The following is a 24,804-nucleotide window of genomic DNA, read 5'->3' on the forward strand; positions in this document are numbered from 1 at the left end:
GCCTAATCGGTAGACGATTATTGCCCGCACGCCCGCGTCACTACGCCTTGGGTGGATTGCCTTCATGTTGCGCAGCCCCAGCGACGGGCGGAAGCCAGTGCTCGCGGCGGATCGTCCAGACCTCAAGCGTCGGCGCGATGTCGTTAGGGCCTTGATCCAGGGTGCCAAGGAAGATCTCGACTCCCTCCTCGAACAGGAAGAACAGCCGGGAACCGCAGGTTGGGCAGAACTGACGGCGCTGGTGAGTCGCCAGTTCCCCGGTCATCCGAAATTGCGCGCGATGCCAGTTGGCGGTGGCGGAGAAGGTCGAGCCCGTCAGCTTCCGGCAGGTCATGCAGTGGCAGAGGCCGGACACGTACGGTTCGCCCCGGACCTCATACCTGACCGCGCCGCATAGACAGCCGCCAGTGCGGACGACTTCGGCTGCCGTTACTTCGCTCATCCGCTGCCCCTTGGCTAAGCCTTCGCCTCTTCCTCGGGCGCGATGATGGGCGTCGACGGTCCGGCGACGGTGCCGCTTTCGCGAGCCTGGTCCTCGGCGTTCGACCTGAGCAGGTCCCTGCCCGCCATCAGGCCGCCGACCATCTGCGCCGCGAAGCGCTGCCGGTCCCGCTCGCGTACCCCTTCGATGATCTCGCCCACCTCGACCATGTCGACATCGAGCTGCCGCAGCGTCTCGGCGCCGAACTCGAGCGCGCTCTCGAACACCTCGCGCAGCTGGTAATCCGCTCCGGCTTTCACCAGTTCGAGTGCGTGACCGCGATCGAAGGCGCGCGCCATGATCTTGGCCAGCGGGAATTCCGACTTCACCAGTTCGGTGATCCGGGTCGCCGATTCCTTCTTGTCGACGCAGATCAGCACGAGGTCGGCCGTGCCGGCGCCGGCGGCATGCAGGATGTCGAGCCGGGTGCCGTCGCCGTAGTAGATCTTGAAGCCGAAGGTCTGGGCCACCTCGATCATCTCGACATCGTTGTCGATGATCGAGATCGAGTGCTGCCCCTTGGCGATCAGCGGCTGGCTGGCGATCTGCCCGAAGCGGCCGAAACCGATCAGCAGTACGTTGCCGGTCAGCCCTTCCGGCTTTTCCACCCCGGCCAGCGATTGCACGGGCTTGGGCACCAGCTTCAGCAGCATGGTCGAGAACGGCGTCAGCACCATCGAGATGATGACGGTGGCAGTGAAGATGGCATTGAGCTCGCCGGTCAAGAGCCCGCCCGCCGTTGCGGTGGTGAACAGCACGAAGGCGAATTCGCCGCCCTGCGCCATCAGCACGGCGCGCTCCAGCGCCGGTGCGTTGCCGCTGCCCAGCACCCGCGCCAGCCCATAGATCGCGCCACCCTTCAGCACCATGTAGATGAGCACCGAGAGCGCGATGAACTGCCAGTTGGCCGCCACCACCGTGAGATCGAGCGACATCCCCACTGCAAGGAAGAACAGCCCCAGCAGCAGCCCGCGGAACGGCTCGACGTCGGCCTCGAGCTGATGCCGGAAAGTCGAGGTCGAGAGCAGCACGCCGGCCATGAAGGCGCCCATCGCCATCGAGAGGCCGCCCGCTTCCATGATCAGCGCCGCGCCGAGCACCACCAGCAGCGCCGCGGCGGTCATCACCTCGCGCGCCTTGGATTCGGCGAGGATCTTGAACACCGGGTTCAGCACCCAGCGGCCGGCAAAGATCACTGCGACGATCGAAGCTACCGCGACACCGACGCTGATCCAGCGCTGCATGGCGCTCGCATCGGTATCGATGCCCGGCGACAGGAACGCCACCACCGCCAGCAGCGGCACGATGGCGAGATCTTCGAGCAGCAGCACCGAGACGATCTTCTGCCCCGCCGGCGTCTGCAGTTCGCCCCGCTCGGAGAGGATCTGCATGACGATGGCCGTCGAGGTGAGGACAAACCCCATGCCGGCGACGAACGCTACCGGTGGCGCGAGGCCGAGTAGAAAGATGCCTGCCAGCGTCAGCAGCAGGCCGCAGAGGCCGACCTGCAGCACACCGAGGCCGAAAATCTCCTTGCGCAGGCCCCAGAGCTTGGCCGGCTCCATCTCCAGCCCGACGATGAACAGGAACAGCACCACACCCAGTTCGGCCGCGTGCAGCACGGCCTGCGGGTCGCCCACCAGCCCGAGGCCGAACGGCCCGACCGCGAGGCCTGCCGCAAGGTAACCCAGCACCGAGCCGAGCCCCAGGCGGCGGAACAGCGGCACCGCGATGACCCCGGCTCCAAGCAGCGCCACCACCTGCACCAGGTCGACCCCGCCATGCGAAGCCACCTCTGCTGCATGCGCCACCACTTCGCCGGCCATCGCTCACCTCAATGCAAATCGGAAAATCCGACCCTGAGGCCTCGGCCAAACAGCGTCAAGGCTGGCTTTGTGGGCAGGTGGGATGCCTAAGCGGCGGACGCCGGCTTAGCGGCGCGGGTTCGGCGGCTGCCGACCTTTGCAGGTTCCTGCAGCGCTTTCTCAGCCGCTGCGGCCGCCAGTTTCACCTCAGCCGCCTTCTCGGCCTCCAGCTTCCGCTGCACATGCATCGGCACCGGCTGCCGTATCGGCAGGATGTGCGTCGCTATCGAGGCCAACACCAGCAGCGACGGGACCGCGATGAATCCGCCGATCGGCCCCCATGACCACAGCCAGTACGTGATGGCGAACAGGATCAGGAATGGGTTGATCATCATCGTCCGGCCAAGGAGGTGGGGCGTCACGAAATTGCCCTCGACGAAGTTGAGCGCCAGATAGAGCCCCACCGGCAGTAACGCCCCTTCTAGCCCGTTCAGCGTGCCGAGGCCGACGGCGAACAGGATCACTGCCATCACCGCCTGCCCCACGAATGGAATGAAGTTCAGCAGTGCCGCAAGCGCTCCCCACAAGATCGGCGTCGGCATGCCGATGGCCGCCATCAGCACCGCCACGCCGATACCCATACTGATATTGATGGCGCTGACCGTCAGCAGGAACCGCGAGACCTTTTCCTCTACATCGCGAAACACGTGCGCCATCCGCCAGCGCATACGGCGCGTTGCGCACAGCGACAGCACGAAAACCCGGATCTGGTCGCGCGTGGCCATAAAGAAATAGAGACTCGCAAGGAAGATCAGCATCTCCGCCAAGAGTGCTGGCGCCGACAGCGCCACGTTCTGCACCGCGCTGCTGTCCTCGACGGTTACCGTGACCGTGGAGCTGTCGGCGCCGAACACCTGCTTCACTTGCTCCTGCAGCGAACCCACTGCGCTGAGCGGCTCTTTCCAGTTGGCGAGTTCCGTGCGGAACGCCTCCCAGATGACCGGCATGCGTTCGATCAGGTCGCTCACCGGCCCCGCGAAGAGCACCCCGCTCACCGCGATCAGGCCAAGGAATAGCAGTACCACCACGCCCGCGGACACACCGTCCGGGACACCTCGCTTGTCCAACATGTCCGCCACGGGACCAAACATCAGCCCCACCGTGATCGCCAGGAATACCGGCGCCAACACCACCTCCCCGAGCTTCAGCGCCACGAGCATGACAAAGGCGCCCATAGCCACGATGGCCAGTTGCGATGCGTTTGAGAGGATGCGCTCAAAGTGAGTGTTGGAGATTTCCCTTAGCAACCGAGGGGACGGGCCGCGACGGACTTTTTTGACCAAGTGAGGTTCCTCCGACACCACTAACTCGGGGACCTCAGAGCTGGTTCCGTGCGTCGACGCCGCCGCTAACCCTCTCTATCATGCCGCCGGAATCAATTTCTCAGGGGCTCGCGCTAAACCCATGGCACGCAAGATCATTATCGACACCGACCCGGGCCAGGATGACGCCGTCGCCATCCTCATGGCGCTCGCCTCGCCGGCCGATTTCGATATCCTCGGCATCGTCGCGGTGGCCGGCAATGTCGGCCTGGCGCAGAACGCCCGCAACGCCCTGAAGGTGGTCGAGCTCGCCGGTCGTAAAGATATCGCTGTCTATGCCGGCTGCGAGCGCCCGATGCGCCGCACCCTCGTTACGGCCGAGCACGTGCACGGCGAGACCGGCCTCGATGGCCCCGACCTGCCGGTGCCCAAGCTGCAGATCGAAGATCAGCACGGTGTCGATTTCATCATCGAAACCCTCCTGGCGCACGAAGCCGGCACGGTGACGCTCGCCACCTTGGGGCCGCTGACCAATGTCGCGATGGCCATGATCAAGGAGCCGCGCATCATTCCCCGCATCCAGGAAATCGTCATGATGGGTGGCGGCTATTTCGAGGGTGGCAACATCACCCCGGTGGCCGAGTTCAACATCTATGTCGACCCCGATGCCGCCGATGTCGTGCTGCGCTCGGGCGTCCCCATCGCCATGCTGCCGCTCGACGTCACTCACATGATCCTCTCGACGCCGGAGCGGCTCGCAAAGATCCGCGGGCTCGGCAACAAGGCCGGCGAGGCGGTCTACCGGATGCTGAGCTTTTCCGAGCGTTTCGATCTCAACAAATACGGCTCGACCGGCGCCCCGCTGCACGACCCTTGCGTCATCGCCTATATGCTGAAACCCGAACTGTTTGAGGGCCGCCACATCAACGTGGTGATCGAAACCTCGAGCGAATTGACCGTCGGCATGACCGTCGCCGACTACTGGGGCGTCACCGGCCGGGTGAAGAACGTCACCTATCTGCGCTCGGGCAATGCAGAAGGTTTCTACGAGCTGCTTACGGAGCGCTTGAGCCGCCTGCCCTGAGGACGGTGGACGCCAATCGCTGGCTTTGGGTTGCCTGCCGGGGACGGCGGCCTGTTGGTCACCGCACCCACCCCACCCACGATGTGACCCCGGCCTTCGCCGGGGTGACATCGTGGGTGGGGAAGTTGGGTGCCTAACTCGTAGAATCTCAAACGATTCCTGGTGTCACTTAGGAACCGCGTAGCGCGCCAGCCGGCCGCGCTCGCTTGAAGCTCAGCCACACCGCCGTCACCAGGAAATACACGGCACCGAACGCCGCGTACCCGGCGATCAGCGTGATGCCGGGGTTCGGCATCGTGCCGGCAGAAAAAACGAAGAAGCCGCCGGCCAGCGCCGACTGGGCCCCGCTCAGCACCATTGCCCACTGCCCTCCCGAGGCCCAGCGCCGCACCGCTGTCACCAGCTGCAGCAGCCCCGAGAGGATGGCCCAGACGCCGAACACGACGATCACTGCCGCCATCCCCTGCCCGAGCGCCACGATGACAGCGATCGCCGTGATCACGCTGACGATGATATTGAGGAGGTGCGACGGGTTACGGCCGAGCCCACCGTTGCGCTGCGCATCGACGAAGTTCGCCGCTGCATCCCAGGCTGGATAGATCACCAGCAGCACCGCCGCGATGGCCGGGTTGAATGGGGCCAGCAGCAACGCTGCCGCCACCCAGGCGGCGGAAACACCGAAGCGAATAAAGGCATAGGTCCTCAGCCAACTGGCCGGTGCGGAGTTGATCGTGTTCATAGGATTGACCTTCTAGTAGGTAGGTTGCGGAGGTGTACTTTTGCCTGTCGGCAGGCAGTGATCTCAGATGATGAGGCGTTGGAGCAGCGGGCCGACGATCAGCCCGAACGTCGCCGGGGTGCCATAGGCGCGGGCCGACAGCATGGCGCCATGCACGGTCGCCATGATCGTTTCCGCCTCGAGTTCGGCACTGGCCGTCAACCTGAACCTGCCCTGCTGCGCGCCGCGCGCGAGAACCTCGGTAAGCCAGGCGGCGAGCAAGCGGAAATGCGCCTTGACCTCCACCGCCACTTCCGGTGGCAGCGCCGGCAGCTCGGCAGCGAGCTGCGCCCCGAGGCAGAACGGCATGCTGCCATCGGTGATGCAGGCTTCCCAGGTGGCGATGTAGCTCTGCAGCTGCACGGCAGCGTCAGGCGACAGACTCTCGAAATGGGCGAGGCCGGCGGCCAGATCGTCCCGGTAGCCGGCAACCAGCGCTTGCACCAGATCGGCCTTACTGGGGAAATGATGGTGGATGCTCGGCTTGCGGATGCCGACCACCGCGGCGATATCGGCATAGCTGAAGCCATTATAGCCGCCGGCGATAACCAGTTGGCGCGCCGTGGCCAGGATCCGTTCTGCTGTCTGTTGTTCCATGACTCGTGTCTACCTACCAGTAGGTAGTCTGTCAACCGTTGTGACCTGAGAAACCATGTCGTGCAGCAGCCCGGCCCGTCCGGCCCCAGTTAAGTAAATCCGAAACCTGCCGGTTCTTACCCTCGTCGCTGTGATGAGGGACAGCCGAGCACATAGCACCTACCCCGCACGCCGCCGCCGGCACGAACCGCCCACGGCTCCCGAGGTCGTGGCCGTTGGCGCGGCCCCCCACTCCATGGGCCAGGTGGGCCGGCTCTACCGGCAGGAGGCTGCCCGCTGGCTCTGCCGCATGATCGTTCGCGCCTTCGGCCTGCTCTATCTGGCCGCGCTCGCCTTTACCGGCATCAGCGCCACGGGCTGGTTCGATTTCGCCCCCGCCCCGCTGGCCGGCGTCTTCCTCGTCGTCCTCGGACTGCCCTGGACGCTCGCTGCAGCCTGGTTCCCCGATCCGCTGCAGCCGCTCGTTGCGGCCATTGCGCCGCTGGTGACGCTGGTGCTGCTCTGGAGCTACTGCCACTGGCCGCGCCGCAACTGGGCCCGCCGCCCATCGGCTGAGCTTGCCGCCCCTCCCCGCGGGGGCTAGAACGGCGGCCTGCTTCGGAGCCCGCCATGGATATCGTCACCCTCGCCGCCTTCACCATCGCCTATGCCATCGCGGTGATCGTGCCGGGCCCCGGCGTTGCGGCGGTGGTGGCACGAGCGCTGGGCGGCGGCTTCCGTTCGGCTTTCCCGATGGTGCTGGGGATTCTCGCCGGCGACCTGGTCTACCTGGTGTTCGCGCTGTTCGGCCTCGCCGCCATCGCCACCTGGTTCGGCCCGGTGTTCTTCGTGGTGAAGTGGGCCGGCGCGCTCTACCTGCTCTATGTCGCCTGGCAGTTCTGGAGCGCCAAGCCCGGCTCCGAGCAGATCGGCGCCAAGACTGAGAGGAGCCGCTGGAAGACCTTCCTCTCGGGCTTCGCCCTCACCATGGGCAACCCCAAGACCATCGTCTTCTACCTGGCCCTGCTCCCCACCGTCATTCCACTCGACAAGCCGATCAGTGCACTGGGCTTCGCTGAACTCACCGGCATCGTGATCGTGGTGCTGCTCGCCATCGGCTGCGCCTATGCCGGCCTCGCCGCCGCCGCCCGCGACTTCTTCAAGTCGAGCAAGGCGCTGCGCATCCTCAACCGCACGGCTGGGGTAATCATGGCCAGCGCCGCGGCGTTCGTGGTGGTGCGGGAGTAACGGACGCTCAGGCGGCCCTTGCAGCCATGGTGGCTGCCGCCGGCTTCTTGCGCACCATCATCGTGCCACCCTGCAACTCGGCATCGAAGCAACCGGCTTTTCGAACGAGCGCGATCGGCTTTGCGGAGCCATAATCCTTGGGTGTGAACTGCGGCTGGATCGCTCGCACTTCCTTCAGCAGAAGAGAAAGCGGCACCCACTCATCACCGTTCAGCCGCGCAAATGCACTCAACAGGAGGTTCTTGGCAGAGTCGGGCTTCGCCGGGCTGGCGACGATGGCAATGGGCTTTCTTGGCGATACGAAAATCGATCCCTCGGTCACGGCCTTGCCCTCGAGCTCAGTGAACTGGTGACACGCTAGCCTGAAGCTTGCGGCAGCGACCTTTCCCCCAAAGCCGAACACTTTCAGTCCCTGCTCTCGCAAGCGCGTCGCGAGACCCGTGTAGTCGCTATCTGAGGAGACCAGGCAGAAGCCATCGAACCGCCCGGTGTGCAACAGGTCCATCGCCTCAATGACCAGGGCAATGTCAGAGGCATTCTTGTTCGGCACGTTTGGGAACTGCTGACGTGGAATGATTGCATAACGCGAGACCGCGTCCTTCCAGCCCTTTGCCGAACCGTCGAAATCCCCATAGACCCGTCGCACCGGCGCTTGGCCCAGTTTGGCTATTGCCCTGAAGAGCTGGTCAGCGACCTTGGGCGAAACGTTCTCCCCGTCGATCAGTACTGCAAACTGAAGCACCTCCGCCTCGCTCGCCATTACCCCCTCCAAGAAACAAGACCATAGTCGAGAGCAGACGCTGTCGACGTCGTTTCGAATACATCAGCAAATCAAACGGGGAATTGAAACAATACTGACAAACGTAACGGATGAATGCCACCGACAGGCGGCTACCGCACCACCGCGCTCGCGGCAGCCAGCCCCCAATCCAGCAGCTCTTTCGCCCGCTCCGGCGTCACGCCCTCGACATAGCAGCGCAGCTCCGGCGCATTGCCGGAGGCGCGGTAATGCACCGTGTCGCCTGAAACCAGCGAGAAGCGCGGACCGTCAATAGTCGAGACCGATTGCACCTCGCCCACCGGCGCGAAGAACTCCTTGGCATAACCGGGCTGCTCGACCAGCCCCTTCAGCAGTGCGGCGCTCCGTTCGTTCGCCACATGCGCCAGCCGGTCGCTGAGCGCGGCGCGCACCGGCAGGGTCCGCACCAGCCCGGCGACGCTCTCGCCAAGCTTGGCCGCCGTGCCGAGTACCGCCAGCATCGGCAGCACCGCATCGCGGGTCGGCAGCGGGCTCAGCACGCGGCCGTTGATCGTCACGGCGCTGCCCAGCAGCAACCCGCCATTGGCCTCGAACCCGACCACCGCGCCGGGCGAGCCGGCGGCAGCATCTTCCATGCCGGTGATGACATAGGGTGAGCCGACCCTGGTGCGATCGACCCGGCCGAACCAGCCGACGCCTTCGATCGCCGAGTTGGAGGTGACCGGCGTCACCACCCGGTCGGCCCCGAGGAAACGCGCCGCCAGCATGCCCAGCACGTCGCCGCGCACGAAACTGCCCTCGCCGTCGATCAAGAGCGGCCGATCGCCGTCGCCATCGGTCGAAACGATGGCATCGAGCCGGTGCTGCCGGATCCAGCCGAGGCGCGGTTCGAACAGCGGATCCGAGAACGCCTCGGTATCGACGGCAACGAAACTGTCGGAACGGCCGAGCCGCACCACGTCGGCACCGGCCCGGGTGAGGAACGACACCAGGAGGTCGCGCGCCACCGAGGAGTGCTCGAACACCCCGATGCGCCAGCCCTTCAGCGCTGCCGGATCGAGCAGCCCGCGATAGCGCTGCCGATAGCGGTCGCCGGCGGCTATGCTGCCATCCTCGGCCGCCCCCTCGCCTGCCGGAACGGCATCGATCAGCGCCCCGGCGATGCCCGTCTCGTCCGCCTTGGTGATCTCGCCCGCCGCGACATAGAACTTGAGCCCGTTGCGGTCGGCCGGAATGTGGCTGCCGGTCACCATGATCGCCGGCCCGCCCAGCGCCATGGCATGGAGCGCCAATGCCGGGGTCGGCAGCACGCCGCAATCGACCGCCACCAGCCCCGCGGCGCGGATCGCCACGGCGCAATCGGCAACGATCGCCGGGCTCGAGGCGCGCAGGTCCCGCCCCAGATAGACCCGCCCGCCGGCGACCATGCCGATGTGCTTGAGGAACGCCGCCGCATAGCGCCGCGCCGCGCCGCCGGTGAGATCGACCGCGAGGCCGCGCAGGCCGCTGGTGCCAAACTTCAGTGAATCCGCCATGCCGCACTCCTATCCCGTGAGCTTTGTCATGGCCTTGGCCGCTCCCGCAAGCGCCGAGGCATCCTTAACCTTTCATTCATCTCGCACCCGCAGTCTCGCCGCCATGCAGATTCAGAAGCGCACCATGAACTGGCTGCCGCGCGCCTCGCTCTACGACGAGGCCGAAAGCGCCCGGCTGAAGCGCCGGGCCCAGGCCCAGTCGGATCTTGCGACGTCGGCCAACAACAACTCCGCCCTGATCTCCAGCGGCACCTCGAGTGTCGGCGAATCGATCAACCTGACGCTGCGCATCGCCGCGGCCCGCCTGCAGAACGGCACCACCAAGAAGGTCTAAAGGGTTGCATTGGCTGGGGGTATTGCCCAGTTTCAGCGCATGCCTGCCTTCGACTCGATCGCCTTCTTCAACCGCGAAGTCACCCTCGTCGCCCGCGAAGTGCTGGGCGCCGAGTTCCTCGTCGATGGCGTCGGCGGCCTCATCGTCGAGACCGAAGCCTATCACCCGACCGATCCCGCTTCGCACTCGTACCGCGGCCGCACCGAGCGCAACGCCTCGATGTTCCTCGGCCCCGGCCATGTCTATGTCTACCGCTCCTACGGCATCCACTGGTGCTTCAACTTCGTCTGCGCCGACGCCTCCGCCATCCTCATCCGCGCCATCGAACCCACCGCCGGGATCGAGAAAATGGCCGAGCGCCGTGGCCTCGCCAACCCGCGTGATCTCTGCTCCGGCCCCGGTAAGCTCGGCCAGGCCCTTGCCGTAACCAGAGCCCATGATGGCCTGATGATCGACGCCCCGCCGTTCAAGTTCCGCCCGGCCGAATCTCCGCGCCCAGTGGTGATCGGGCCGCGCATCGGCATCACCAAGGCCGCGGACCTGCCCTGGCGCTTCGGCATCGCCGGTTCCGCCTTTCTCAGCAAAGCCTTCCGCACGAGTTGATATCAGCAGCGGTCCGTGGTCGCACCGGGTTCCCCTTTGCGGCGGCTTTGGATAGGTTGCGCCCGAACTGAACAGGAGATGCCCGTGGCGGTCGATGCGCTGATCAAGGAATTGCTGGCAACCGGCAGCATGAACGAGGAAACCACCGCCGATCTGAACCGCTGGCAGGCCGAGTTCGCTGGCGGTACGCTGCACGCGGACGATGCCGCCTATATCGAGGCGCTGCACGCCAAGCTCAGCGGCGCCCCGCTTCCCGAGGTCGAAGCCGCGCCTGCTGCCGAACCGGCCCGCATCGACGGCCTCACCATCGAGGATTGGCGCGACCGCGCCTTGCGCGCCGAGAGCGAACTGGCCGCCCTCAAGGACAGCGTCAGCACCACCAGCGCCTGACCTCCCTACTCGCGCCGCTTTGACCTCCGATTGACTGGACATCACCCGCCGCAGCGTGGGTGATAAGCACCTGTCATTGCGGAGGAATCACATGCGCCTGTTGCTCGCCGCCCTCGTCGCCTTCAGCGCCGCACCTGCCCTGGCCCAACCGGTGGCGTTGACCACCCGACTGCTCACCGACCGGCTCGACCAGCCGGTCTACGCGGTCGCGCCGCCGGCCGATCCGCGGCTGTTCGTCCTCGAGCAAACCGGGCGCATCCGCATCCTCGTCGATGGCCAGCTCGCCGAAGCCCCATTCCTCGATCTCAGCAGCAGCGTCAGCAGCGGCGGCGAACGGGGCCTGCTCGGTCTGGCTTTCCACCCCGATTACGCCAGCAATGGCCGCTTCTTCGTCAACTACACCGACAAGGACGGCGACACCCGCATCGTCGGCTACAAGGTCTCCGCCGATCCCGCCGTCGCCGACCCCAACTCCGCGGCCGAACTGCTGCACATCGACCAGCCCTATGCCAACCACAACGGTGGCTGGCTCGGCTTCGGCCCCAACGGCTACCTCTATATCGGCATGGGCGATGGCGGTTCGGGCGGCGACCCCGAAAACCGGGCACAGAACCCCGACGAACTGCTGGGCAAGATCCTCAGGCTCGATGTCGACGGCGGCACGCCCTACGCCATCCCAGCCGGTAATCCCTTCGCCAATGGCGGCGGTCGTCCCGAGATCTTCGCGCTCGGGGTCCGCAACCCCTGGCGCCCGGCCTTCGACGGCACCGACTTCTACATCGCCGATGTCGGCCAGAACGCCTATGAGGAGATTACCGTCATCGGCGCCGAGGATGCCGGCGCCAATCTCGGCTGGAAGGTGATGGAAGGCCCGGCCTGTTTCGGCGCCGAGACCTGCGACCAGGCAGGCCTCGTGCCGCCCACCTACAGCTACTCGCACGACACCGGCGGCTGCTCGATCACCGGCGGCTATGTCTATCGCGGCAAGGCCATCCCCGAGCTCGCCGGCCAATACTTCTTCGCCGATTTCTGCGACAGCCGCGTCCACTCCTTCGCCTACGCCAACGGCCGGCACGGCGACATCACCTACTGGAATGAACAGCTCGGCGCGCTCGGCGCCATCACCTCGTTCGGCGTCGATAGTGAAGGCGAGCTCTACATCACGACGATCGAGGGCAATCTGTTCGAGGTGGTGCGGGCTCAGTGAGAGCCAGCACGCCGACAGCGAACATCAACCATCCGGATCATGATATCCTCGCCCGGCTTCACGACGTTGTAGCTGATGCCGGGACTTGCGCGCCAAGACCACGCAGGATCATGCCGACGAGGCGTACCAAGGCTGGCTTGTTCGGGGCGCCGCCGGCGATGGCCGCCAGCGCGTAGCGCGCCATCTCGCCTGACGATGCGCCGCCGTTGAGGCTTCCGTCGCGGACCGCTTCGGCGATCATTGCGGCGATGAGCTCTTCAAGGTGACCATGCGCCTCCCGCACGTGGGGCATGGCGTGCAGCAGCGCCCCGAAGGCGTGATCATGGCCGTGGCGGGTGCTCTCTGCGTAGGCGATGAGCACAGCTTCGAGCCCTTGCAGCGGCGTCGCTCCCTGCTCGCGAATGCGCTCAAGGGCCTCAAGATGGGTGGTGATCTGACGCTTGTGCCAGGCGCTCAGAATGCCCTCTACGTCCGAGAAGTACTTATAGAGCGTCGCCCTGCCAATGCCTGCCTCCTGGGCGATGCGCGCCATGGTCAGGGTGTGCAAGCCTTCGCGCACGGCCAGCTCCGCCGTCTTATCCATAACGGCGGAGGCAACGGCACTCCGGTGCGCTTCGATCGTGTCGTTCCACAGTTTCGGCATTCACGGATAGTGGCATCGCGCCGCAGTTTTGTCGATGCAGCTTGTCTTGACATCGAGACACAGTGTCTCGATAAATGTCGACAGCATCTTGGCAAGGACGCATTTCATGGCGCGCAGCAGGATCAAATCCCGGGCGATGCCCGGCTGGGTGAAGGTGTTCATCGGGCTTGGGGTCGCCGTGCTCGCCATCGCGGCACTTGCTGCGTTCAGCGGGCATGGGCCATGGCAGCATCTGGGCGGGATGCATCCATGACCATGCCGGCGCCGTGGCGCAAACTGGTGCTCGTGCTGCATGTGACCTCTTCGGTCGGGTTTATCGGGGCGGTCGCCGGGTTCCTGGCGCTTGCGATCGCGGGGCTTGCGGACACCGGACCGCCAGCTTTGGCCGTCTATCCGGCGATGCAGGTCATCACCTGGTACGTGATTGTCCCGCTTGCCGCGTCGTCGCTGCTGGTTGGGATCCTCCAGTCGCTCGGCACGCCATGGGGGCTCGTGCGCCACTACTGGGTGATCGTCAAACTGGCGCTGACGCTTCTCGCCTTGGCGGTTCTCATGCTCCAGACCCAAAGCATCGACATGCTGGCAGAGGCCGCGCTTCAGGGAACGCTGGCCGAGCATGCAGGCGCAAGGTTCTCCATGGTGCTGCACGGCACAGGCGGCATACTCGTGCTGCTGACGGCGACGGTGCTGTCCATCTACAAGCCGCGCGGTATCACAGGCTACGGTGCTCGCGCGGTCGCGGCCGATCGCGCGTCGCCGACGTGAACTCGAAGAGAATGGTGGGCCCACCAGGACTCGAACCTGGAACCAGACCGTTATGAGCGGTCGGCTCTAACCATTGAGCTATGGGCCCCTGCCCCGCAACGGAGCGTCGCCTCCTTAGCAAGAGGTGGCGGCGAAGCAAAGCCATAGGTCGCAAGACCTTGCTTCCGCCCACCATTCTCCGTCATTGCCCCCGGCGCCGCGTTGCCCGATACGCGTTCGCAGTCCCTTTGCACCCGGCCAACGCTGGTGCACAACTTGCGAAGCGCACTTGGGAGATGCCGATGGCTCTTCATCGCACCGATTTCGAGATCAATGCCTCCGACGCAGAGGTGTGGGCCGTGCTTGCCGACCTCGATCGCTACCCCGAGTGGAACCCTGCGCTGCCGGCCATCTCGGGTGAGCTGCGCGCGGGCAGCGTGCTGTCGATGACGCTGGCGCTGCCGGGGCGTCCGCCACTCAACGTCAAGGCCAACGTCCTCGAGGTCGTTCCCAACCGGCGCCTCAGCTGGCGGGGCCACCTTGGCACCGACCTGCTGTTCACCGGCTACCGCGAGTTCGCGATCGAGCCACTCGCTGCCGACCGGGTGCGCTTCACCCACATCGAAGATCTTCGCGGCTGGCTCGCCCCCGTGTTCGAGCTCGTGATGGGTGGCCCGGTACAGCGCCACCATGAAAACCTCAACGAGTCTCTCAAGAGCCGAGCCGAGACCATGGCGCACTGAAGCGCCTCGACACCCCCGATCGCCCGTCATCTCGGCCCCCTTCAGAATTTTCTCGCTCCCGTGTCGATTGCGCGATTTGCCGTTCGTTGTGTTGACGAAGCGGCATCATTTCCGACTGCCGACACAGCGAGGAACTCCAAATGCGTAAGATCACTGCAGGCTTCTTTCACTCGGTCGATGGTGTCATCGAGTCCCCCAACCTCTGGCAGGGCGACGCCTTCGACAACGAGCTGGGCGCGCTGCTCGGCGAGGTGATGGGCAAGACCGACACCGTCATCATGGGTCGGGTCGGCTACCAGGACTGGGCCGGGTACTGGCCCAACGCCGAGGCCGACCAGGGCTTTGCCGACTACATCAACGCAGTGCCGAAATACGTGGCCTCCCGCACCCTGAGTCAGGAACAGCTGAGCTGGAAGAACACCACGCTGATCAAGGGCGACCTGCTGGATTTCGCCCGCGACCTGAAGAACCGCGAGGGTGGCGACATTGCCGTCATGGCCGGCGTCGACGTTGCACGCCAGCTGTTCTTTGCCGGCCTCCTCGAAGAGCTGACGCTGATCACCCATCCGGTGATCGCCGGCAAAGGCAAACGCATCTTCGAGGCTACCGACCCGATCACTCAGCTCGTGCTCAAGAACTCGACGATCACCAGCAAGGGCAACGTCGTCGTGACCTACGGTCTGCGTCCCGCCTGACGAATGCAGAGCCCGCGCATCGAGTGATGCGCGGGCTCAATCAACTCGGAACGGCTGGCCTCAGCCAGCCGCGGTATAGGCCGTCTTCACCTGGGTGAAGAATTCGGCGGCGTACTTGCCCTGTTCCTTGGGGCCATAGCTCGAACCCTTGCGGCCACCGAACGGCACGTGGAAATCGACGCCGGCGGTCGGCACGTTGACCATCACCATGCCGGCCTCGGCATTGCGCTTGAAGTGCGTGGCGTATTTCAGCGAGGTGGTGACGATGCCGGCCGAGAGGCCGAACTCGGTGTCGTTGGCGACGGCCAGCGCCTCGTCATAATCCTTCACCCGGATCACTGCGGCCACCGGCCCGAAAATCTCTTCGCGGGCAATGCGCATCTGGTTGTGCACTTCGGTGAACAAAGCCGGCTGCAGGAAGTAGCCCGGGTTGTCGCGCTGCACCAGCTCGCCGCCAACCACCAGCTTGGCGCCCTCGCCCTTGCCGATCTCGATATAGTCGGTGTCCTGCTTGAGCTGGCCCGGGTCGACCACCGGGCCGATCTCGGTGTCCTTGGCAATCGCGTCGCCCACCCGGAGGTTGCGGATCCGCTCGGTGAGCGCTGCGACGAACGCATCATGGATGCCCTCGGTGACGATCAGGCGCGACGAGGCGGTGCAGCGCTGGCCGGTCGAGTAGAAGGCGCTCTGCGCCGTGGTTTCGACCGCCACCTTCAGGTCGGCGTCGTCGAGCACGATGGTCGGGTTCTTGCCGCCCATTTCGAGCTGGAACTTGCGCATCACCTTGACGCTGGCCTCGGCGACGCGGCGGCCGGTATTCACCGAGCCGGTGAAGGTCTGCGCCACGATGTCCTTGCTGTCGAGCATCGCCTGGCCGACCACCGAGCCCTTGCCCATCACCAGGTTGAGCACGCCCTTGGGCAGCCCGTTGCGATGCAGGATATCGACGATCGCCCACGAGCAGCCCGGCACCAGGTCGGCGGGCTTGAACACCACGGTGTTGCCGTAGCAGAGCGCCGGCGCGATCTTCCAGGCTGGGATGGCGATCGGAAAATTCCACGGCGTGATGATGCCGACGACGCCCATTGCCTCGCGCGTCATCTCGACGCCGACGCCCGGACGCACCGACGGCACGCTCTCACCCGAAAGGCGCAACGCCTCGCCAGCGAAGAACTCGAAGATCTGCCCGGCGCGGGTGACTTCGCCGATGCCCTCGGCAAGGGTCTTGCCCTCTTCGCGGCTCAACAGCTCACCGAGCTCGGCCTTGCGGGCGAAGATTTCGTGGGCGGTCTTCGACAGGATTTCCCAGCGCTGCAGGATGCCCGAGCGCGACCAGGCCGGGAACGCCGCCTTGGCCGCCGCGATGGCGTCGAGCGTGTCCTGCTGGCTGGCGCGCGCATAGACGCCGACGACCTCGTTGGTGTTGGAGGGGTTGATATTGTTCACCCCGTCCCCGCCGACCCATTCGCCGTTGATGAGATTCTTGTGCAGTTCGGTCATGGGGAGTTCCTCTTCACAGGTACCATAGAGCACCTCGTTTCAACCAACCCCGGTGTCATCCGGGCGAAGGCCGGGATCCATTTCTCCGCCGGCGTTGACGGCGAGTTGGGTCCCTGCTTTCGCGAGGGATGACATCGAGTATTTACAACAACCCAGCCTTTGCCAGGTCGCGCAGCAGGTGGCTGGCGCCATAGGTCCAGGGGGCGGCCTCGGTGGCGAGGCGTACAGTGTTAGAGAGGGTGCCGAGCGACGGCGTCGAGATCGACACCACGTCGCCCAGCTTGTGGGTGAAGCCCTTGCCGGCGCCGCCACGATCCTTCACCGGCGCGAACATCGTGCCGAGATAGACCACCAGCCCATCCGGATACTGGTGATGCCGGCCGACGGTGGCCGCGACGATCGCTTCGGGCGAGCGCGAGATCTGGCTCATGTTGGAAACGCCGGTCAGTTCGAACCCGTCCTCGCCGGTGACGCTGAGCGCGATATCGGCGGCCTTCACCGTCTCGATAGTGAACGTGCCGTCGAACAGCCGGATGAACGGCCCAAGCGAAGCCGAAGCGTTATTGTCCTTGGCCTTGCCGAGCAGCAGTGCCGAGCGCCCCTCGACGTCGCGCAGGTTCACGTCGTTGCCGAGCGTTGCGCCGACAATGGTGCCCTTGGAGTTCACCACCATCGCCACTTCCGGCTCCGGGTTATTCCACTCCGAGATCGGCAGGATGCCGACATCGGCGCCGAACCCGACCGAAGCCATCGGCTGGCACTTGGTGAAGATCTCGGCGTCCGGCCCGATGCCGACTTCGAGATACTGGCTCCACACACCGCGCGCGATCAGCGTCTTTTTCACTTCCATCGCGGCGGGCGAGCCCGGCTCGAGTTGGCTGAGATCGGTGCCAACCAGCCCCAGGATGTCCTTGCGCAGCTCGTCGGCCTTGGCCTTGTCGCCGCGCGCCTGCTCCTCGATGACGCGCTCGAGCAGCGACACCACGAACGTCACGCCCGCCGCCTTCACCGCCTGCAGGTCGATCGGCGACATCAGCGAGGGCGCCGCAATGTCGGTCTTCCCCGACCAGGAGTTGGCGAGGAGTTGATGGAGGTTGCCGATCACCGGGCCCTTGGCCGCGGCCACGTAGGCTGCGGGGTCGGCCTGCTCGGCGATATCTCGCGAGGTCGGCGCGGCCTTCGAGGTGATATCGACGATATCCTCGCCGCGCACGGTGATCACCCGCGGATGCTCGTATCCGGGCACCCTCGCCCGCCCCAGAAGGACGCCTTCGCTAGGAACTTGTCGGTTGGCCACGGCACTCCCCCGGTTTTTCGGACGGGCTACCTAACCCGCCGCCCCAAAGCCTGTCCAGCAGCGGTCGAGGCACGTAACTCAAACTTTCGTCGGTTCGCGACCCAAGGGTCACGCAACCTCCGGCGTCTTATCTCTCGGAAGCGGCGTTCAATTCCCGTTCAGGTTCGCCGCACTAACACCCCGATCGGCTGGGACATATTTCCCAACCGAAGGCCACATAGGAGAGACGCATGCGTCCCATTACTGCCGCCCTCATTCCCCTGTTCCTCGCCACCGCGCTGACTGCCACCCCCGTATTCGCGCAGGAGACACCCGTGAACGGCACCCTTTCGATCAGCGGCCTCGGCGAAGTCACTGCGGCGCCCGATACCGCCTTCGTCAATTCCGGTGTCACCAGCCAGGGCGCCACCGCCCGTGAAGCGCTCGATGCCAACACCAAGGCAATGGGCGAGTTGATCGAGACGCTGAAGGCCGCCGGCATCGAAGCGCGCGACATCCAGACCTCGGGCTTCTCGGTCAGCCCGAACTACGTCTATTCCGACGCGCGTGACGCCAATGGCTACCAGCTGCCGCCCAAGATCACCGGCTACCAGGTCTATAACAACGTCAACGTCCGGGTGCGTGAGCTGGCGACGCTCGGCTCGGTGCTCGACAAGGCCGTAACTGTCGGCGCCAACACCATCAACGGCGTCAGTTTCTCGGTCGCCGATCCGTCCAAGCTTTACGACGAGGCCCGCAAGGCCGCCTTCGCCGATGCCAAAGCCAAGGCCGCGCTTTATGCCGGCGTCGCCGGTGAAGAGCTCGGCAGCATCCGCAACATCAGCGAAGTGCAGGGCATGGGCACGCCGCAGCCCTACATGATGAAAGCCTCGGCCGATTCTGTCGCGGCCGGCGCCGTGCCGATCGAAGGTGGCGAACTCAGCTACTCGATCAACGTCCAGGTCACCTGGGACTTTGCCGACTAACCAGCTTCTGCAGAAGCTGCTAATCGCCCCGGCCTGGTGCCGGGGCGAAACTTTTGTGGCGCCGCGTTCAACTTGGCCACAATTGCGCCTCCAGGTGTACCGCAGATCATCGCATTGACTTGGGCAATGGGGATTTACGATGAAACTGTATCATTACGCGCTCGTGCTTGCACTGGCGCTGGCGCCAGTTTGCGCCTCGGCGCAGGATTTTGACACGCGCCACTACATCTACATCGAGGCCAATGCCCAGGTTACCGCCAAGGCCGATATCGCGACGGTCAACGTCAGCATCTCCGAAAAGGCCGAAACGTCGCAGGCCGCGATAGACGCCAGCATCGATAAGGCTACGCGACTCTTGCAGGCGATAGACAAGATCGGGGTGCCCACTGCCGGTATTGAGACGAACCGATTTGAGTTCGAGAAGGTCTACATCATCGCCAAGGATAAGGACGGCAACCCGGTCACCTATTTCCCCGATCCCAATCGCGACCAGTTAGACGGCTTTCGCGCCACCAACAACATGTCGATCGAGGTTCGCGACGTTACCCAGTTGGGAGCTGTGTTGTCGACGATCGCTGGTTTGGGCGCTGAGGTGAGTTCGCTCACCTTCACCGCGGCGCGCGAGGACGAGTACACGCTTAAAGCCAAACAGAAGGCTGCCGAAAGCGCTCTTCACAAGGCCCGGCTTTATGCCGACACGCTGGGCACCAGTCTCGGTGACATCCTCGCCGTCAAGGAAGGGACCGGCTACGACACCGACACCATGGAGTATCCCAGCTACGGCGAGGGCGAAGCCGCCGATCTGATGCTGGAGCCCCGCCGCGAGCCGCCTGTCCCGATTTCCTTCCCGACCCTGACCTTTGGTGCCAGCATGGCGGTCAAATGGGCAGTGGAAGGCGCGAGGCAATAGCCCCCTACCCGGCGATCGCCTTCCAGATCATGTTCAGCCCGACCAGGGTCAGGAACACTGCGAAGGCGATCTTCAGGGTGCGCTGCTGCAGCTTGTGCGCCAGTGCTGCGCCCAGGGGCGCACAGAGCGCCGCGGTGACGCCGATCAGCACCAGCGCCACGATGTTGATATAGCCAAGGCTGAGCGGCGGGCGGCCTTCGACGCTCCAGCCCGAGATGATGAAGCCGAGCGTGCCTGACAGGGCGATGAACACCCCGATCGCCGCCCCGGTGCCCACGGCCTTGTGCATCGAGGCGCCGAAGGCGTGGATGGTCGGCACACTCAGCGACCCGCCCCCCACTCCCATCAGCGCCGAAATATAGCCGACCACCGCCGCCGAGATCCGATGCGTCAGAGCCGAATCCCGCAAGTGCCCCATCAGCCGCTCCTGGAACGGCAGGACGATATTGGCGGCGATGAACAGCGCCACGACGCCGAACACGATGCGCAGCACGTCGCCGGTATAGAGGCCGGCCATCAGCCCGCCGACAAAGGTGGCGACCACCACCACCGGCGCCCAGAGTTTCAGGATGCGATGGTCCACCGCACCGCGCTTGTCGTGCGCCCGGGCGCTGGCAATGCCGGTCGGGATGATGATGGCGAGCGAGGTGCCCACGGCAATGTGCTGCACCACGTCGCTGTCATAGCCGAGCAGCGCCAGGGCGGAGGCCAGCGCCGGCACGATGATGGCGCCGCCCCCGATGCCCAGCAGCCCCGCCGCGATACCGGAGATTACCCCGGTGGCCAGCAGCCCGAGGACAAATGGCCAGTAGCTCAGAAGCTCACCCAAGATCGACTCCAACAGACCAATGCCTATCGGATCGCACGAATAGGCGCGCCAAGCCTAGGCTGCCGCAACCGAATCCGTCCATTGCTCGCAAGGGTGCGACGGCCCAACTGGCGCCACGATTGACCGGTCCTGTCGCGGTACGGAACCGCACGCGCATCAGGGGCGTTCGGCACATGATGGGCCAATTCACCTCGCCGCAGGTTTCCCAACCGTTCAGGTTCGGTTCAGCAGGTCTGCGTCACTTTTCGAACAACTGACTCCAAAACAAGGATAAAACCCATGCGCTTTCGAAACTGGCTCCTAACCGGCACCAGTCTCGCCGTTCTCGCATTGGTGCCGGGCGCCGCGTTCGCGCAGCAGGCCGAATATGAGGCCCTGCAGCAGGCGCAGGCTTCCGGCGACGCAGACGCGATCAATAACGCCCAGCAGGCGCTGACCGACACCTGCATCGTGAACGGCTACTCGAGTGTCCAGGAATGCATCGCGGCCATCACTGGCGGCGGCCAGCCGGCAGCCGACCCGCAGGCGGATGCCGAGGCCCAGGCGGCCGAGGAAGCTCGCGCCGCGGAAGAGGCCAGGGCTGCTGAGGAAGCAAGGGCTGCCGAGGAAGCAGCCGCAGCCGCCGCACAGGCCGAGGCCGACGCACAGGCAGCTGAACAAGCGCGCGCCGCGGAAGAGGCCAAGGCCGCCGAAGAGGCGGCCGCCGCTGCGGCGCAAGCTGAAGCTGACGCACAGGCAGCCGAGGAGGCCAAGGCTGCTGAAGCAGCAGCCGCCGCCGCAGCTCAGGCTGAGGCTGATGCCAAGGCCGCTGAGGATGCCAAGGCCGCTGAAGCTGCCGCTGCGGCCGCGGCTCAGGCCGATGCTGACGCAAAGGCAGCTGAGGATGCCAAGGCTGCTGAAGCAGCTGCTGCGGCTCAGGCCGAAGCTGATGCCAAGGCTGCTCAGGATGCCCAGGCCGCCGAAGCGGCAGCTGCTGCAGCGGCTCAAGCCGATGCTGACGCCAAGGCTGCCGAAGAGGCTAAGGCCGCTGAGGACGCCAAGGCTGCCGAGGATGCACAGGCCCAGTTCGTTGCCGACCTGCAGGCAGCGCTCGACCAGTATCAGGCGGCGCTCAACCAGGCCGCTGCCGGCGACTATGCCGGCGCCAAGCCCCTCGCCGATGCCGCCGCGGCGCGCATCCAGGAGCTCTGCACCGCCAATGGCTACCAGGACATCAAGTCCTGCATCGGCCAGGACCTGCCCCCGCTGCCCGAACCCGCGGCTGAGCAGCCCGCGGAGCAGCCGGCCGAACAGCCGGCCGAGCAGCCCGCGGCTGAACAGCCGGCAGCCGAGCAACCCGCCGAACAGCCGGCAGCCGAGCAGCCCGCCGAACAGCCGGCGGCTGAACAGCCCGCCGAACAGCCGGCGACTGAACAGCCTGCGGAAGCCGGCCCGACCGACCAGCCGGCGGACGCCAACGCCACCGACCCGGTTGCCGCCGCGCAGGACCAGCTGGGCACTGCCGTCGAGCTCTACAGCGTCGGCGTCGGCCAGCTCGAAGCCGGCGACGCCTCCGGCCAGTCGACCATCGATGCTGCCAACAAGCAGTTCGCCGACATCTGCGCCGCGCTAGGGGTTGCCGATGTTGCCCAGTGCCTGGCGCAGTACGGCATCACCCTGCCCCCGGTTCCCGAAGTGCAGCCGGCGGCGGAAACCACTCCGCCGATCTCCGAACTGCCGGGCGCCCAGGAAGCCGTGACCCCGCAGGCCGTCGAAGTGCTGCCCGAAACCGTTGCCCCCGAAGAAGCGGCTCCGGTGCTCGACAGCGCCAAGGACTTCGCCACCCAGGTGGTCGATGGCCAGGCGCCGGCCGAACAGCCGGCGGTTACCGAAGAACCGACCGCTCCGCCGCCGACCGACGACAAGGCCGCTCAGGCCGACATCGCACCGGTCGAGGTGCAGTCGCTGGCCAAGATGGAAGGCGAGAAGATCGCCGTCGACGCCCTGCCGGTGATGGAGGTGCCGCAGAACGTCACCATCATCAACAACGTCACCAACGTCACGAATGTGACCAACATCACGAACAACACGACCAACGTGACGAACAACAACACCGTTATCAACAATAACGGTGGCGGTCAGGGCGGCGGCAAGCCCGGCAACAACTTCACTAACTCGGGCTTCATCTTCCAGATTGGCGTCAACCTGATCATTTCGAACCCGGCCCAGGATTTCGACCGCATTCGCGACAGCGATGAGGACGAGGTCTACTACCAGCGCCTGCCGGGCGGCCGCGTGAAGGAGACCATCGAACGCCCGAACGGCGTGCAGATCGTCACCATCCGCGACAAGTGGGGCAACGTGCTGAAGCGTTCGCGCATCATGCCGGACGGCCGCGAGTACATCCTCGCCTACCAGGACGAGGACGATTTCGAACAGGATGACGACTACTTCGGCAACTGGCGCGACCCGGGCGACGATCTGCCTCCGCTGCGCCTGACCATCCCGATCCGCGACTACATCCTCGATGCCGACGACGCCGACGAGGAAGAGGTTGAGCTGTTCTTCCGTGAACCGCCGGTGGAGCAGGTCCGCAAGATCTACACCATCGAGGAAGTGAAGCGTTCGGCCCGTATCCGTGACTCGGTGCGTCGCGTCGAGGTCGGCGGTCTGACCTTCGACTCGGGTGCGGCGACCATCGCCCGCAGCCAGGTCGGGGCGCTCAGCAAGGTCGCCAACGGCATGCTGGCGATCCTCGAGGACAACCCAGGCGAGACCTTCCTGATCGAAGGCCACACCGACGCCGTGGGCGGTGACCAGGCCAACCTGATCCTGTCGGACCAGCGCGCCTCGACCGTCGCCCGCATCCTGACCGACTTCTACGACGTGCCGCCCGAGAACCTGGTCACCCAGGGCTATGGCGAGCGCTACCTGAAGGTGAAGACGGAGAAGGCCGAAAAGCTCAACCGCCGCGTCTCGATCAAGCGCATCACATCGCTGATCACGGTTGCCGACCGCAACTGAGCGAACACTGAACTGACGAGCGGGCCGGAGAGCGATCTCCGGCCCGTTTGGTTTCTGGGCGGGCAGTCGGCAGTAGGCAGCAGGCAGTAGGGATGGACCGTCCGGGAGGAATAGAGATCTCCTTCGACTGCCGACTGCCGACTGCCCGCCCCCGCCCACTGCGTCACCCCTGCCCCTTGCCTCACCCCAAAAATCCGCTATCCCTCGTTCGCCAAACCTTGCCGGAGCCACCATGCCCAAGCGTCTCGAACTCGTCATCGAAGCGGTGATCCTCGCCTCGCGCTGGCTGCTGGTGCTGTTCTATCTCGGGCTGGCGGTGGCGCTGGCGGTCTACGCCGCGACCTTCGGGGTGAAGCTGTGGGATTTTGTCAGCCACGTCTTCACCATCGACGAAGCCGATGCGATCCTGAAGATGCTGGCCCTGATCGATGCGGCGCTGGTCGCCAGCCTCGTGGTCATGGTGATCATCTCGGGCTACGAGAACTACGTCTCACGCTTCGATGACGGCGATGCGGTGCATTGGCTGGGTGAGATCGACGCCGGCTCGCTCAAGATCAAGGTCGCCTCGACCATTGTCGCCATCTCCTCGATCCACCTGCTGCAGGTGTTCCTGAACGTGTCGAGCTATACCGCCGACAAGCTGATGTGGTTCACCCTGATCCACCTGGCCTTTGTCGTTTCGGCGCTGTTCCTTGCCTTCATCGATCGCGTCTCTGCTCAGACCAAATCGATCGGCAAGGCAAACCGCAGCGACGAAAAAGCGGCAAAATCGGCTGAAAGCTGAGCGGTCCGCGACAGCTTTTCTTCATCTCTGGCGCGGCAAAATCGCCAGATTCGTCAGCGGGTTGCGACATCGCGCTGAATCAATCTCGCATTCGCTCACGTTTGCGGGAACGATTCCGCCGGCTGCTGCGTTTTTGGCCCATACGGTACTCAAACAAAGGAGCTTGATCATGGCTGTCCCCGAACGCGATACCGTCTACTCGAGCGATGACGCCAACCGCACTGTCTACACCCGCGAGTCGAGCGCGACTGGCTGGTTCGTTGGCATCATCGTCGCCTTGGCGTTGCTCGCCATTGGCTACCTGGTCTTCTCGGCCAATTCCGGCCCGTCGACCTCGACGACCGTGAACAACACCCCCGCGGTTGAAGCTCCGGCCACTCCGGCCCCGGCTCCGATGACCGAGGCTCCGGCCACGGGCACCGAGACCACGCCGATGGCTCCGGCCGCTGAGCCTTCTCCGGCCCCTGCTGAAGCCGCTCCGGCGACTGAAGCTCCGGCAGCGCCCGCCACCGAGGCTCCGGCCCCGGCGACTGAGGCCCCGGCCGCGCAGTAAGCTCGGTCAATAAGC

At 65.2% G+C, this 24,804-nt stretch carries 27 protein-coding genes and 1 tRNA gene; 16 read left to right on the forward strand and 12 right to left on the reverse strand.

All coding sequences use genetic code 11. The annotated features are described in order from the left end of the window. Positions 1-40: 40 nt before the first annotated feature. The 3 genes from ACSQ23_RS17040 to ACSQ23_RS17050 all read right to left on the reverse strand — a co-directional run bounded on the left by ACSQ23_RS17040 (position 41) and on the right by ACSQ23_RS17050 (position 3,629). Positions 41-442 carry a GFA family protein gene (locus tag ACSQ23_RS17040; RefSeq protein WP_436091303.1) on the reverse strand — a complete coding sequence of 134 codons (402 nt, stop codon included), beginning with the start codon at positions 440-442 and terminating at the stop codon, positions 41-43. 14 nt (positions 443-456) lie between these two features. Next, positions 457-2,307: a monovalent cation:proton antiporter-2 (CPA2) family protein gene (locus tag ACSQ23_RS17045; RefSeq protein WP_436091304.1), complete on the reverse strand. Its 1,851-nt coding sequence runs from the start codon at positions 2,305-2,307 to the stop codon at positions 457-459. Between the two features lie 86 nt (positions 2,308-2,393). Further along, a complete protein-coding gene (locus tag ACSQ23_RS17050; protein WP_436091305.1) occupies positions 2,394-3,629 on the reverse strand; it encodes an AI-2E family transporter in 1,236 nt (411 codons plus the stop codon). 121 nt (positions 3,630-3,750) lie between these two features. Here ACSQ23_RS17050 and ACSQ23_RS17055 point away from each other — a divergent pair, with 121 nt between their 5' ends. Further along, positions 3,751-4,692, forward strand: a complete 942-nt coding sequence (locus tag ACSQ23_RS17055) for a nucleoside hydrolase (protein WP_436091306.1) — start codon at positions 3,751-3,753, stop codon at positions 4,690-4,692. A gap of 169 nt (positions 4,693-4,861) precedes the next feature. On the opposite strand, the gene ACSQ23_RS17060 is transcribed toward ACSQ23_RS17055, so the two are convergent. Both ACSQ23_RS17060 and ACSQ23_RS17065 read right to left on the reverse strand, forming a co-directional pair. Further along, on the reverse strand, positions 4,862-5,431 hold the full coding sequence (locus ACSQ23_RS17060) for a DUF308 domain-containing protein (protein ID WP_436091307.1): 570 nt from the start codon (positions 5,429-5,431) through the stop codon (positions 4,862-4,864). A 63-nt stretch (positions 5,432-5,494) separates the two neighbouring features. Next, positions 5,495-6,067, reverse strand: coding sequence for a TetR/AcrR family transcriptional regulator (locus tag ACSQ23_RS17065; protein WP_436091308.1), 573 nt, complete (start codon positions 6,065-6,067; stop codon positions 5,495-5,497). A gap of 235 nt (positions 6,068-6,302) precedes the next feature. Here ACSQ23_RS17065 and ACSQ23_RS17070 point away from each other — a divergent pair, with 235 nt between their 5' ends. Together ACSQ23_RS17070 and ACSQ23_RS17075 are read left to right on the forward strand one after the other, a co-directional pair. Continuing rightward, positions 6,303-6,650 carry a hypothetical protein gene (locus ACSQ23_RS17070; protein ID WP_436091309.1) on the forward strand — a complete coding sequence of 116 codons (348 nt, stop codon included), beginning with the start codon at positions 6,303-6,305 and terminating at the stop codon, positions 6,648-6,650. A gap of 26 nt (positions 6,651-6,676) precedes the next feature. Then, positions 6,677-7,294, forward strand: coding sequence for a LysE family translocator (locus tag ACSQ23_RS17075; protein WP_436091310.1), 618 nt, complete (start codon positions 6,677-6,679; stop codon positions 7,292-7,294). A gap of 7 nt (positions 7,295-7,301) precedes the next feature. Here the strand turns inward: ACSQ23_RS17075 and ACSQ23_RS17080 are convergent, their stop codons facing one another. Both ACSQ23_RS17080 and ACSQ23_RS17085 read right to left on the reverse strand, forming a co-directional pair. Next, positions 7,302-8,054: an NYN domain-containing protein gene (locus ACSQ23_RS17080; protein WP_436091311.1), complete on the reverse strand. Its 753-nt coding sequence runs from the start codon at positions 8,052-8,054 to the stop codon at positions 7,302-7,304. Between the two features lie 131 nt (positions 8,055-8,185). Further along, positions 8,186-9,589 (reverse strand): phosphomannomutase, encoded by a 1,404-nt coding sequence (locus tag ACSQ23_RS17085; RefSeq protein WP_436091312.1) that lies wholly within the window; start codon positions 9,587-9,589, stop codon positions 8,186-8,188. Positions 9,590-9,692: 103 nt separating this feature from the next. On the opposite strand from ACSQ23_RS17085, the gene ACSQ23_RS17090 reads away from it, so the two are divergent. The 4 genes from ACSQ23_RS17090 to ACSQ23_RS17105 all read left to right on the forward strand — a co-directional run bounded on the left by ACSQ23_RS17090 (position 9,693) and on the right by ACSQ23_RS17105 (position 12,123). After that, on the forward strand, positions 9,693-9,923 hold the full coding sequence (locus ACSQ23_RS17090; RefSeq protein WP_055880340.1) for a hypothetical protein: 231 nt from the start codon (positions 9,693-9,695) through the stop codon (positions 9,921-9,923). 39 nt (positions 9,924-9,962) lie between these two features. Next, entirely contained in the window at positions 9,963-10,526 is a 564-nt protein-coding gene (locus ACSQ23_RS17095; RefSeq protein WP_436091313.1) for a DNA-3-methyladenine glycosylase, read from the forward strand. Positions 10,527-10,610: 84 nt separating this feature from the next. After that, positions 10,611-10,916 carry a hypothetical protein gene (locus ACSQ23_RS17100; protein WP_156384688.1) on the forward strand — a complete coding sequence of 102 codons (306 nt, stop codon included), beginning with the start codon at positions 10,611-10,613 and terminating at the stop codon, positions 10,914-10,916. A 91-nt stretch (positions 10,917-11,007) separates the two neighbouring features. After that, complete coding sequence (locus tag ACSQ23_RS17105; protein WP_436091314.1) at positions 11,008-12,123, forward strand: PQQ-dependent sugar dehydrogenase; 1,116 nt, start codon at positions 11,008-11,010, stop codon at positions 12,121-12,123. Positions 12,124-12,181: 58 nt separating this feature from the next. Here ACSQ23_RS17105 and ACSQ23_RS17110 read toward each other — a convergent pair whose 3' ends face one another. Further along, positions 12,182-12,766, reverse strand: a complete 585-nt coding sequence (locus ACSQ23_RS17110; protein WP_436091315.1) for a TetR/AcrR family transcriptional regulator — start codon at positions 12,764-12,766, stop codon at positions 12,182-12,184. A gap of 106 nt (positions 12,767-12,872) precedes the next feature. Here ACSQ23_RS17110 and ACSQ23_RS17115 point away from each other — a divergent pair, with 106 nt between their 5' ends. Together ACSQ23_RS17115 and ACSQ23_RS17120 are read left to right on the forward strand one after the other, a co-directional pair. Then, positions 12,873-13,019 (forward strand): hypothetical protein, encoded by a 147-nt coding sequence (locus ACSQ23_RS17115; protein ID WP_436091316.1) that lies wholly within the window; start codon positions 12,873-12,875, stop codon positions 13,017-13,019. Beyond that, a complete protein-coding gene (locus ACSQ23_RS17120) occupies positions 13,016-13,531 on the forward strand; it encodes a hypothetical protein (protein WP_436091317.1) in 516 nt (171 codons plus the stop codon). Before ACSQ23_RS17115 ends, ACSQ23_RS17120 begins: the two co-directional genes overlap by 4 nt. 12 nt (positions 13,532-13,543) lie before the next feature. Here the strand turns inward: ACSQ23_RS17120 and ACSQ23_RS17125 are convergent. After that, positions 13,544-13,619, reverse strand: a tRNA-Ile gene (locus ACSQ23_RS17125). A gap of 193 nt (positions 13,620-13,812) precedes the next feature. Here ACSQ23_RS17125 and ACSQ23_RS17130 point away from each other — a divergent pair. After that, positions 13,813-14,253, forward strand: coding sequence for an SRPBCC family protein (locus ACSQ23_RS17130; protein ID WP_436091318.1), 441 nt, complete (start codon positions 13,813-13,815; stop codon positions 14,251-14,253). Between the two features lie 140 nt (positions 14,254-14,393). Next, positions 14,394-14,948 (forward strand): dihydrofolate reductase family protein, encoded by a 555-nt coding sequence (locus ACSQ23_RS17135; RefSeq protein WP_436091319.1) that lies wholly within the window; start codon positions 14,394-14,396, stop codon positions 14,946-14,948. 60 nt (positions 14,949-15,008) lie between these two features. Here the strand turns inward: ACSQ23_RS17135 and ACSQ23_RS17140 are convergent, their stop codons facing one another. Together ACSQ23_RS17140 and ACSQ23_RS17145 are read right to left on the reverse strand one after the other, a co-directional pair. Then, positions 15,009-16,448: an aldehyde dehydrogenase family protein gene (locus tag ACSQ23_RS17140; RefSeq protein WP_056000817.1), complete on the reverse strand. Its 1,440-nt coding sequence runs from the start codon at positions 16,446-16,448 to the stop codon at positions 15,009-15,011. Between the two features lie 142 nt (positions 16,449-16,590). Then, positions 16,591-17,694, reverse strand: coding sequence for a fumarylacetoacetate hydrolase family protein (locus tag ACSQ23_RS17145; RefSeq protein WP_436091320.1), 1,104 nt, complete (start codon positions 17,692-17,694; stop codon positions 16,591-16,593). 281 nt (positions 17,695-17,975) lie between these two features. On the opposite strand from ACSQ23_RS17145, the gene ACSQ23_RS17150 reads away from it, so the two are divergent. After that, on the forward strand, positions 17,976-18,710 hold the full coding sequence (locus tag ACSQ23_RS17150) for an SIMPL domain-containing protein (RefSeq protein WP_055880361.1): 735 nt from the start codon (positions 17,976-17,978) through the stop codon (positions 18,708-18,710). Positions 18,711-18,849: 139 nt separating this feature from the next. Next, positions 18,850-19,620, forward strand: coding sequence for an SIMPL domain-containing protein (locus tag ACSQ23_RS17155; RefSeq protein WP_436091321.1), 771 nt, complete (start codon positions 18,850-18,852; stop codon positions 19,618-19,620). Between the two features lie 4 nt (positions 19,621-19,624). Here the strand turns inward: ACSQ23_RS17155 and ACSQ23_RS17160 are convergent, their stop codons facing one another. Then, on the reverse strand, positions 19,625-20,449 hold the full coding sequence (locus ACSQ23_RS17160) for a sulfite exporter TauE/SafE family protein (RefSeq protein ID WP_244488501.1): 825 nt from the start codon (positions 20,447-20,449) through the stop codon (positions 19,625-19,627). Positions 20,450-20,728: 279 nt separating this feature from the next. Between ACSQ23_RS17160 and ACSQ23_RS17165 the strand changes: the two genes are divergently transcribed. The 3 genes from ACSQ23_RS17165 (at position 20,729) to ACSQ23_RS17175 (ending at position 24,789) form a co-directional block, all read left to right on the forward strand. After that, on the forward strand, positions 20,729-23,452 hold the full coding sequence (locus tag ACSQ23_RS17165; protein WP_436091322.1) for an OmpA family protein: 2,724 nt from the start codon (positions 20,729-20,731) through the stop codon (positions 23,450-23,452). A gap of 232 nt (positions 23,453-23,684) precedes the next feature. Next, a complete protein-coding gene (locus tag ACSQ23_RS17170) occupies positions 23,685-24,236 on the forward strand; it encodes a TIGR00645 family protein (RefSeq protein ID WP_436091323.1) in 552 nt (183 codons plus the stop codon). A gap of 169 nt (positions 24,237-24,405) precedes the next feature. Continuing rightward, positions 24,406-24,789 (forward strand): hypothetical protein, encoded by a 384-nt coding sequence (locus tag ACSQ23_RS17175; protein ID WP_436091324.1) that lies wholly within the window; start codon positions 24,406-24,408, stop codon positions 24,787-24,789. Positions 24,790-24,804 lie beyond the last annotated feature (15 nt).

The sequence above is a fragment of the Devosia sp. LjRoot16 genome (genome assembly GCF_964252795.1).
Taxonomy (GTDB): domain Bacteria; phylum Pseudomonadota; class Alphaproteobacteria; order Rhizobiales; family Devosiaceae; genus Devosia_A.

Coding starts and splice junctions, on each gene's coding strand:
- ACSQ23_RS17040 (WP_436091303.1), bottom strand. CDS start 442: ATGAGCGAAGTAACGGCAGCCGAAGTCGTCCGCACTGGCGGCTGTCTA.
- ACSQ23_RS17045 (WP_436091304.1), bottom strand. CDS start 2,307: ATGGCCGGCGAAGTGGTGGCGCATGCAGCAGAGGTGGCTTCGCATGGC.
- ACSQ23_RS17055 (WP_436091306.1), top strand. CDS start 3,751: ATGGCACGCAAGATCATTATCGACACCGACCCGGGCCAGGATGACGCC.
- ACSQ23_RS17060 (WP_436091307.1), bottom strand. CDS start 5,431: ATGAACACGATCAACTCCGCACCGGCCAGTTGGCTGAGGACCTATGCC.
- ACSQ23_RS17065 (WP_436091308.1), bottom strand. CDS start 6,067: ATGGAACAACAGACAGCAGAACGGATCCTGGCCACGGCGCGCCAACTG.
- ACSQ23_RS17070 (WP_436091309.1), top strand. CDS start 6,303: ATGGGCCAGGTGGGCCGGCTCTACCGGCAGGAGGCTGCCCGCTGGCTC.
- ACSQ23_RS17075 (WP_436091310.1), top strand. CDS start 6,677: ATGGATATCGTCACCCTCGCCGCCTTCACCATCGCCTATGCCATCGCG.
- ACSQ23_RS17080 (WP_436091311.1), bottom strand. CDS start 8,054: ATGGCGAGCGAGGCGGAGGTGCTTCAGTTTGCAGTACTGATCGACGGG.
- ACSQ23_RS17085 (WP_436091312.1), bottom strand. CDS start 9,589: ATGGCGGATTCACTGAAGTTTGGCACCAGCGGCCTGCGCGGCCTCGCG.
- ACSQ23_RS17090 (WP_055880340.1), top strand. CDS start 9,693: ATGCAGATTCAGAAGCGCACCATGAACTGGCTGCCGCGCGCCTCGCTC.
- ACSQ23_RS17095 (WP_436091313.1), top strand. CDS start 9,963: ATGCCTGCCTTCGACTCGATCGCCTTCTTCAACCGCGAAGTCACCCTC.
- ACSQ23_RS17105 (WP_436091314.1), top strand. CDS start 11,008: ATGCGCCTGTTGCTCGCCGCCCTCGTCGCCTTCAGCGCCGCACCTGCC.
- ACSQ23_RS17110 (WP_436091315.1), bottom strand. CDS start 12,766: ATGCCGAAACTGTGGAACGACACGATCGAAGCGCACCGGAGTGCCGTT.
- ACSQ23_RS17115 (WP_436091316.1), top strand. CDS start 12,873: ATGGCGCGCAGCAGGATCAAATCCCGGGCGATGCCCGGCTGGGTGAAG.
- ACSQ23_RS17120 (WP_436091317.1), top strand. CDS start 13,016: ATGACCATGCCGGCGCCGTGGCGCAAACTGGTGCTCGTGCTGCATGTG.
- ACSQ23_RS17130 (WP_436091318.1), top strand. CDS start 13,813: ATGGCTCTTCATCGCACCGATTTCGAGATCAATGCCTCCGACGCAGAG.
- ACSQ23_RS17135 (WP_436091319.1), top strand. CDS start 14,394: ATGCGTAAGATCACTGCAGGCTTCTTTCACTCGGTCGATGGTGTCATC.
- ACSQ23_RS17140 (WP_056000817.1), bottom strand. CDS start 16,448: ATGACCGAACTGCACAAGAATCTCATCAACGGCGAATGGGTCGGCGGG.
- ACSQ23_RS17150 (WP_055880361.1), top strand. CDS start 17,976: ATGCGTCCCATTACTGCCGCCCTCATTCCCCTGTTCCTCGCCACCGCG.
- ACSQ23_RS17155 (WP_436091321.1), top strand. CDS start 18,850: ATGAAACTGTATCATTACGCGCTCGTGCTTGCACTGGCGCTGGCGCCA.
- ACSQ23_RS17165 (WP_436091322.1), top strand. CDS start 20,729: ATGCGCTTTCGAAACTGGCTCCTAACCGGCACCAGTCTCGCCGTTCTC.
- ACSQ23_RS17170 (WP_436091323.1), top strand. CDS start 23,685: ATGCCCAAGCGTCTCGAACTCGTCATCGAAGCGGTGATCCTCGCCTCG.
- ACSQ23_RS17175 (WP_436091324.1), top strand. CDS start 24,406: ATGGCTGTCCCCGAACGCGATACCGTCTACTCGAGCGATGACGCCAAC.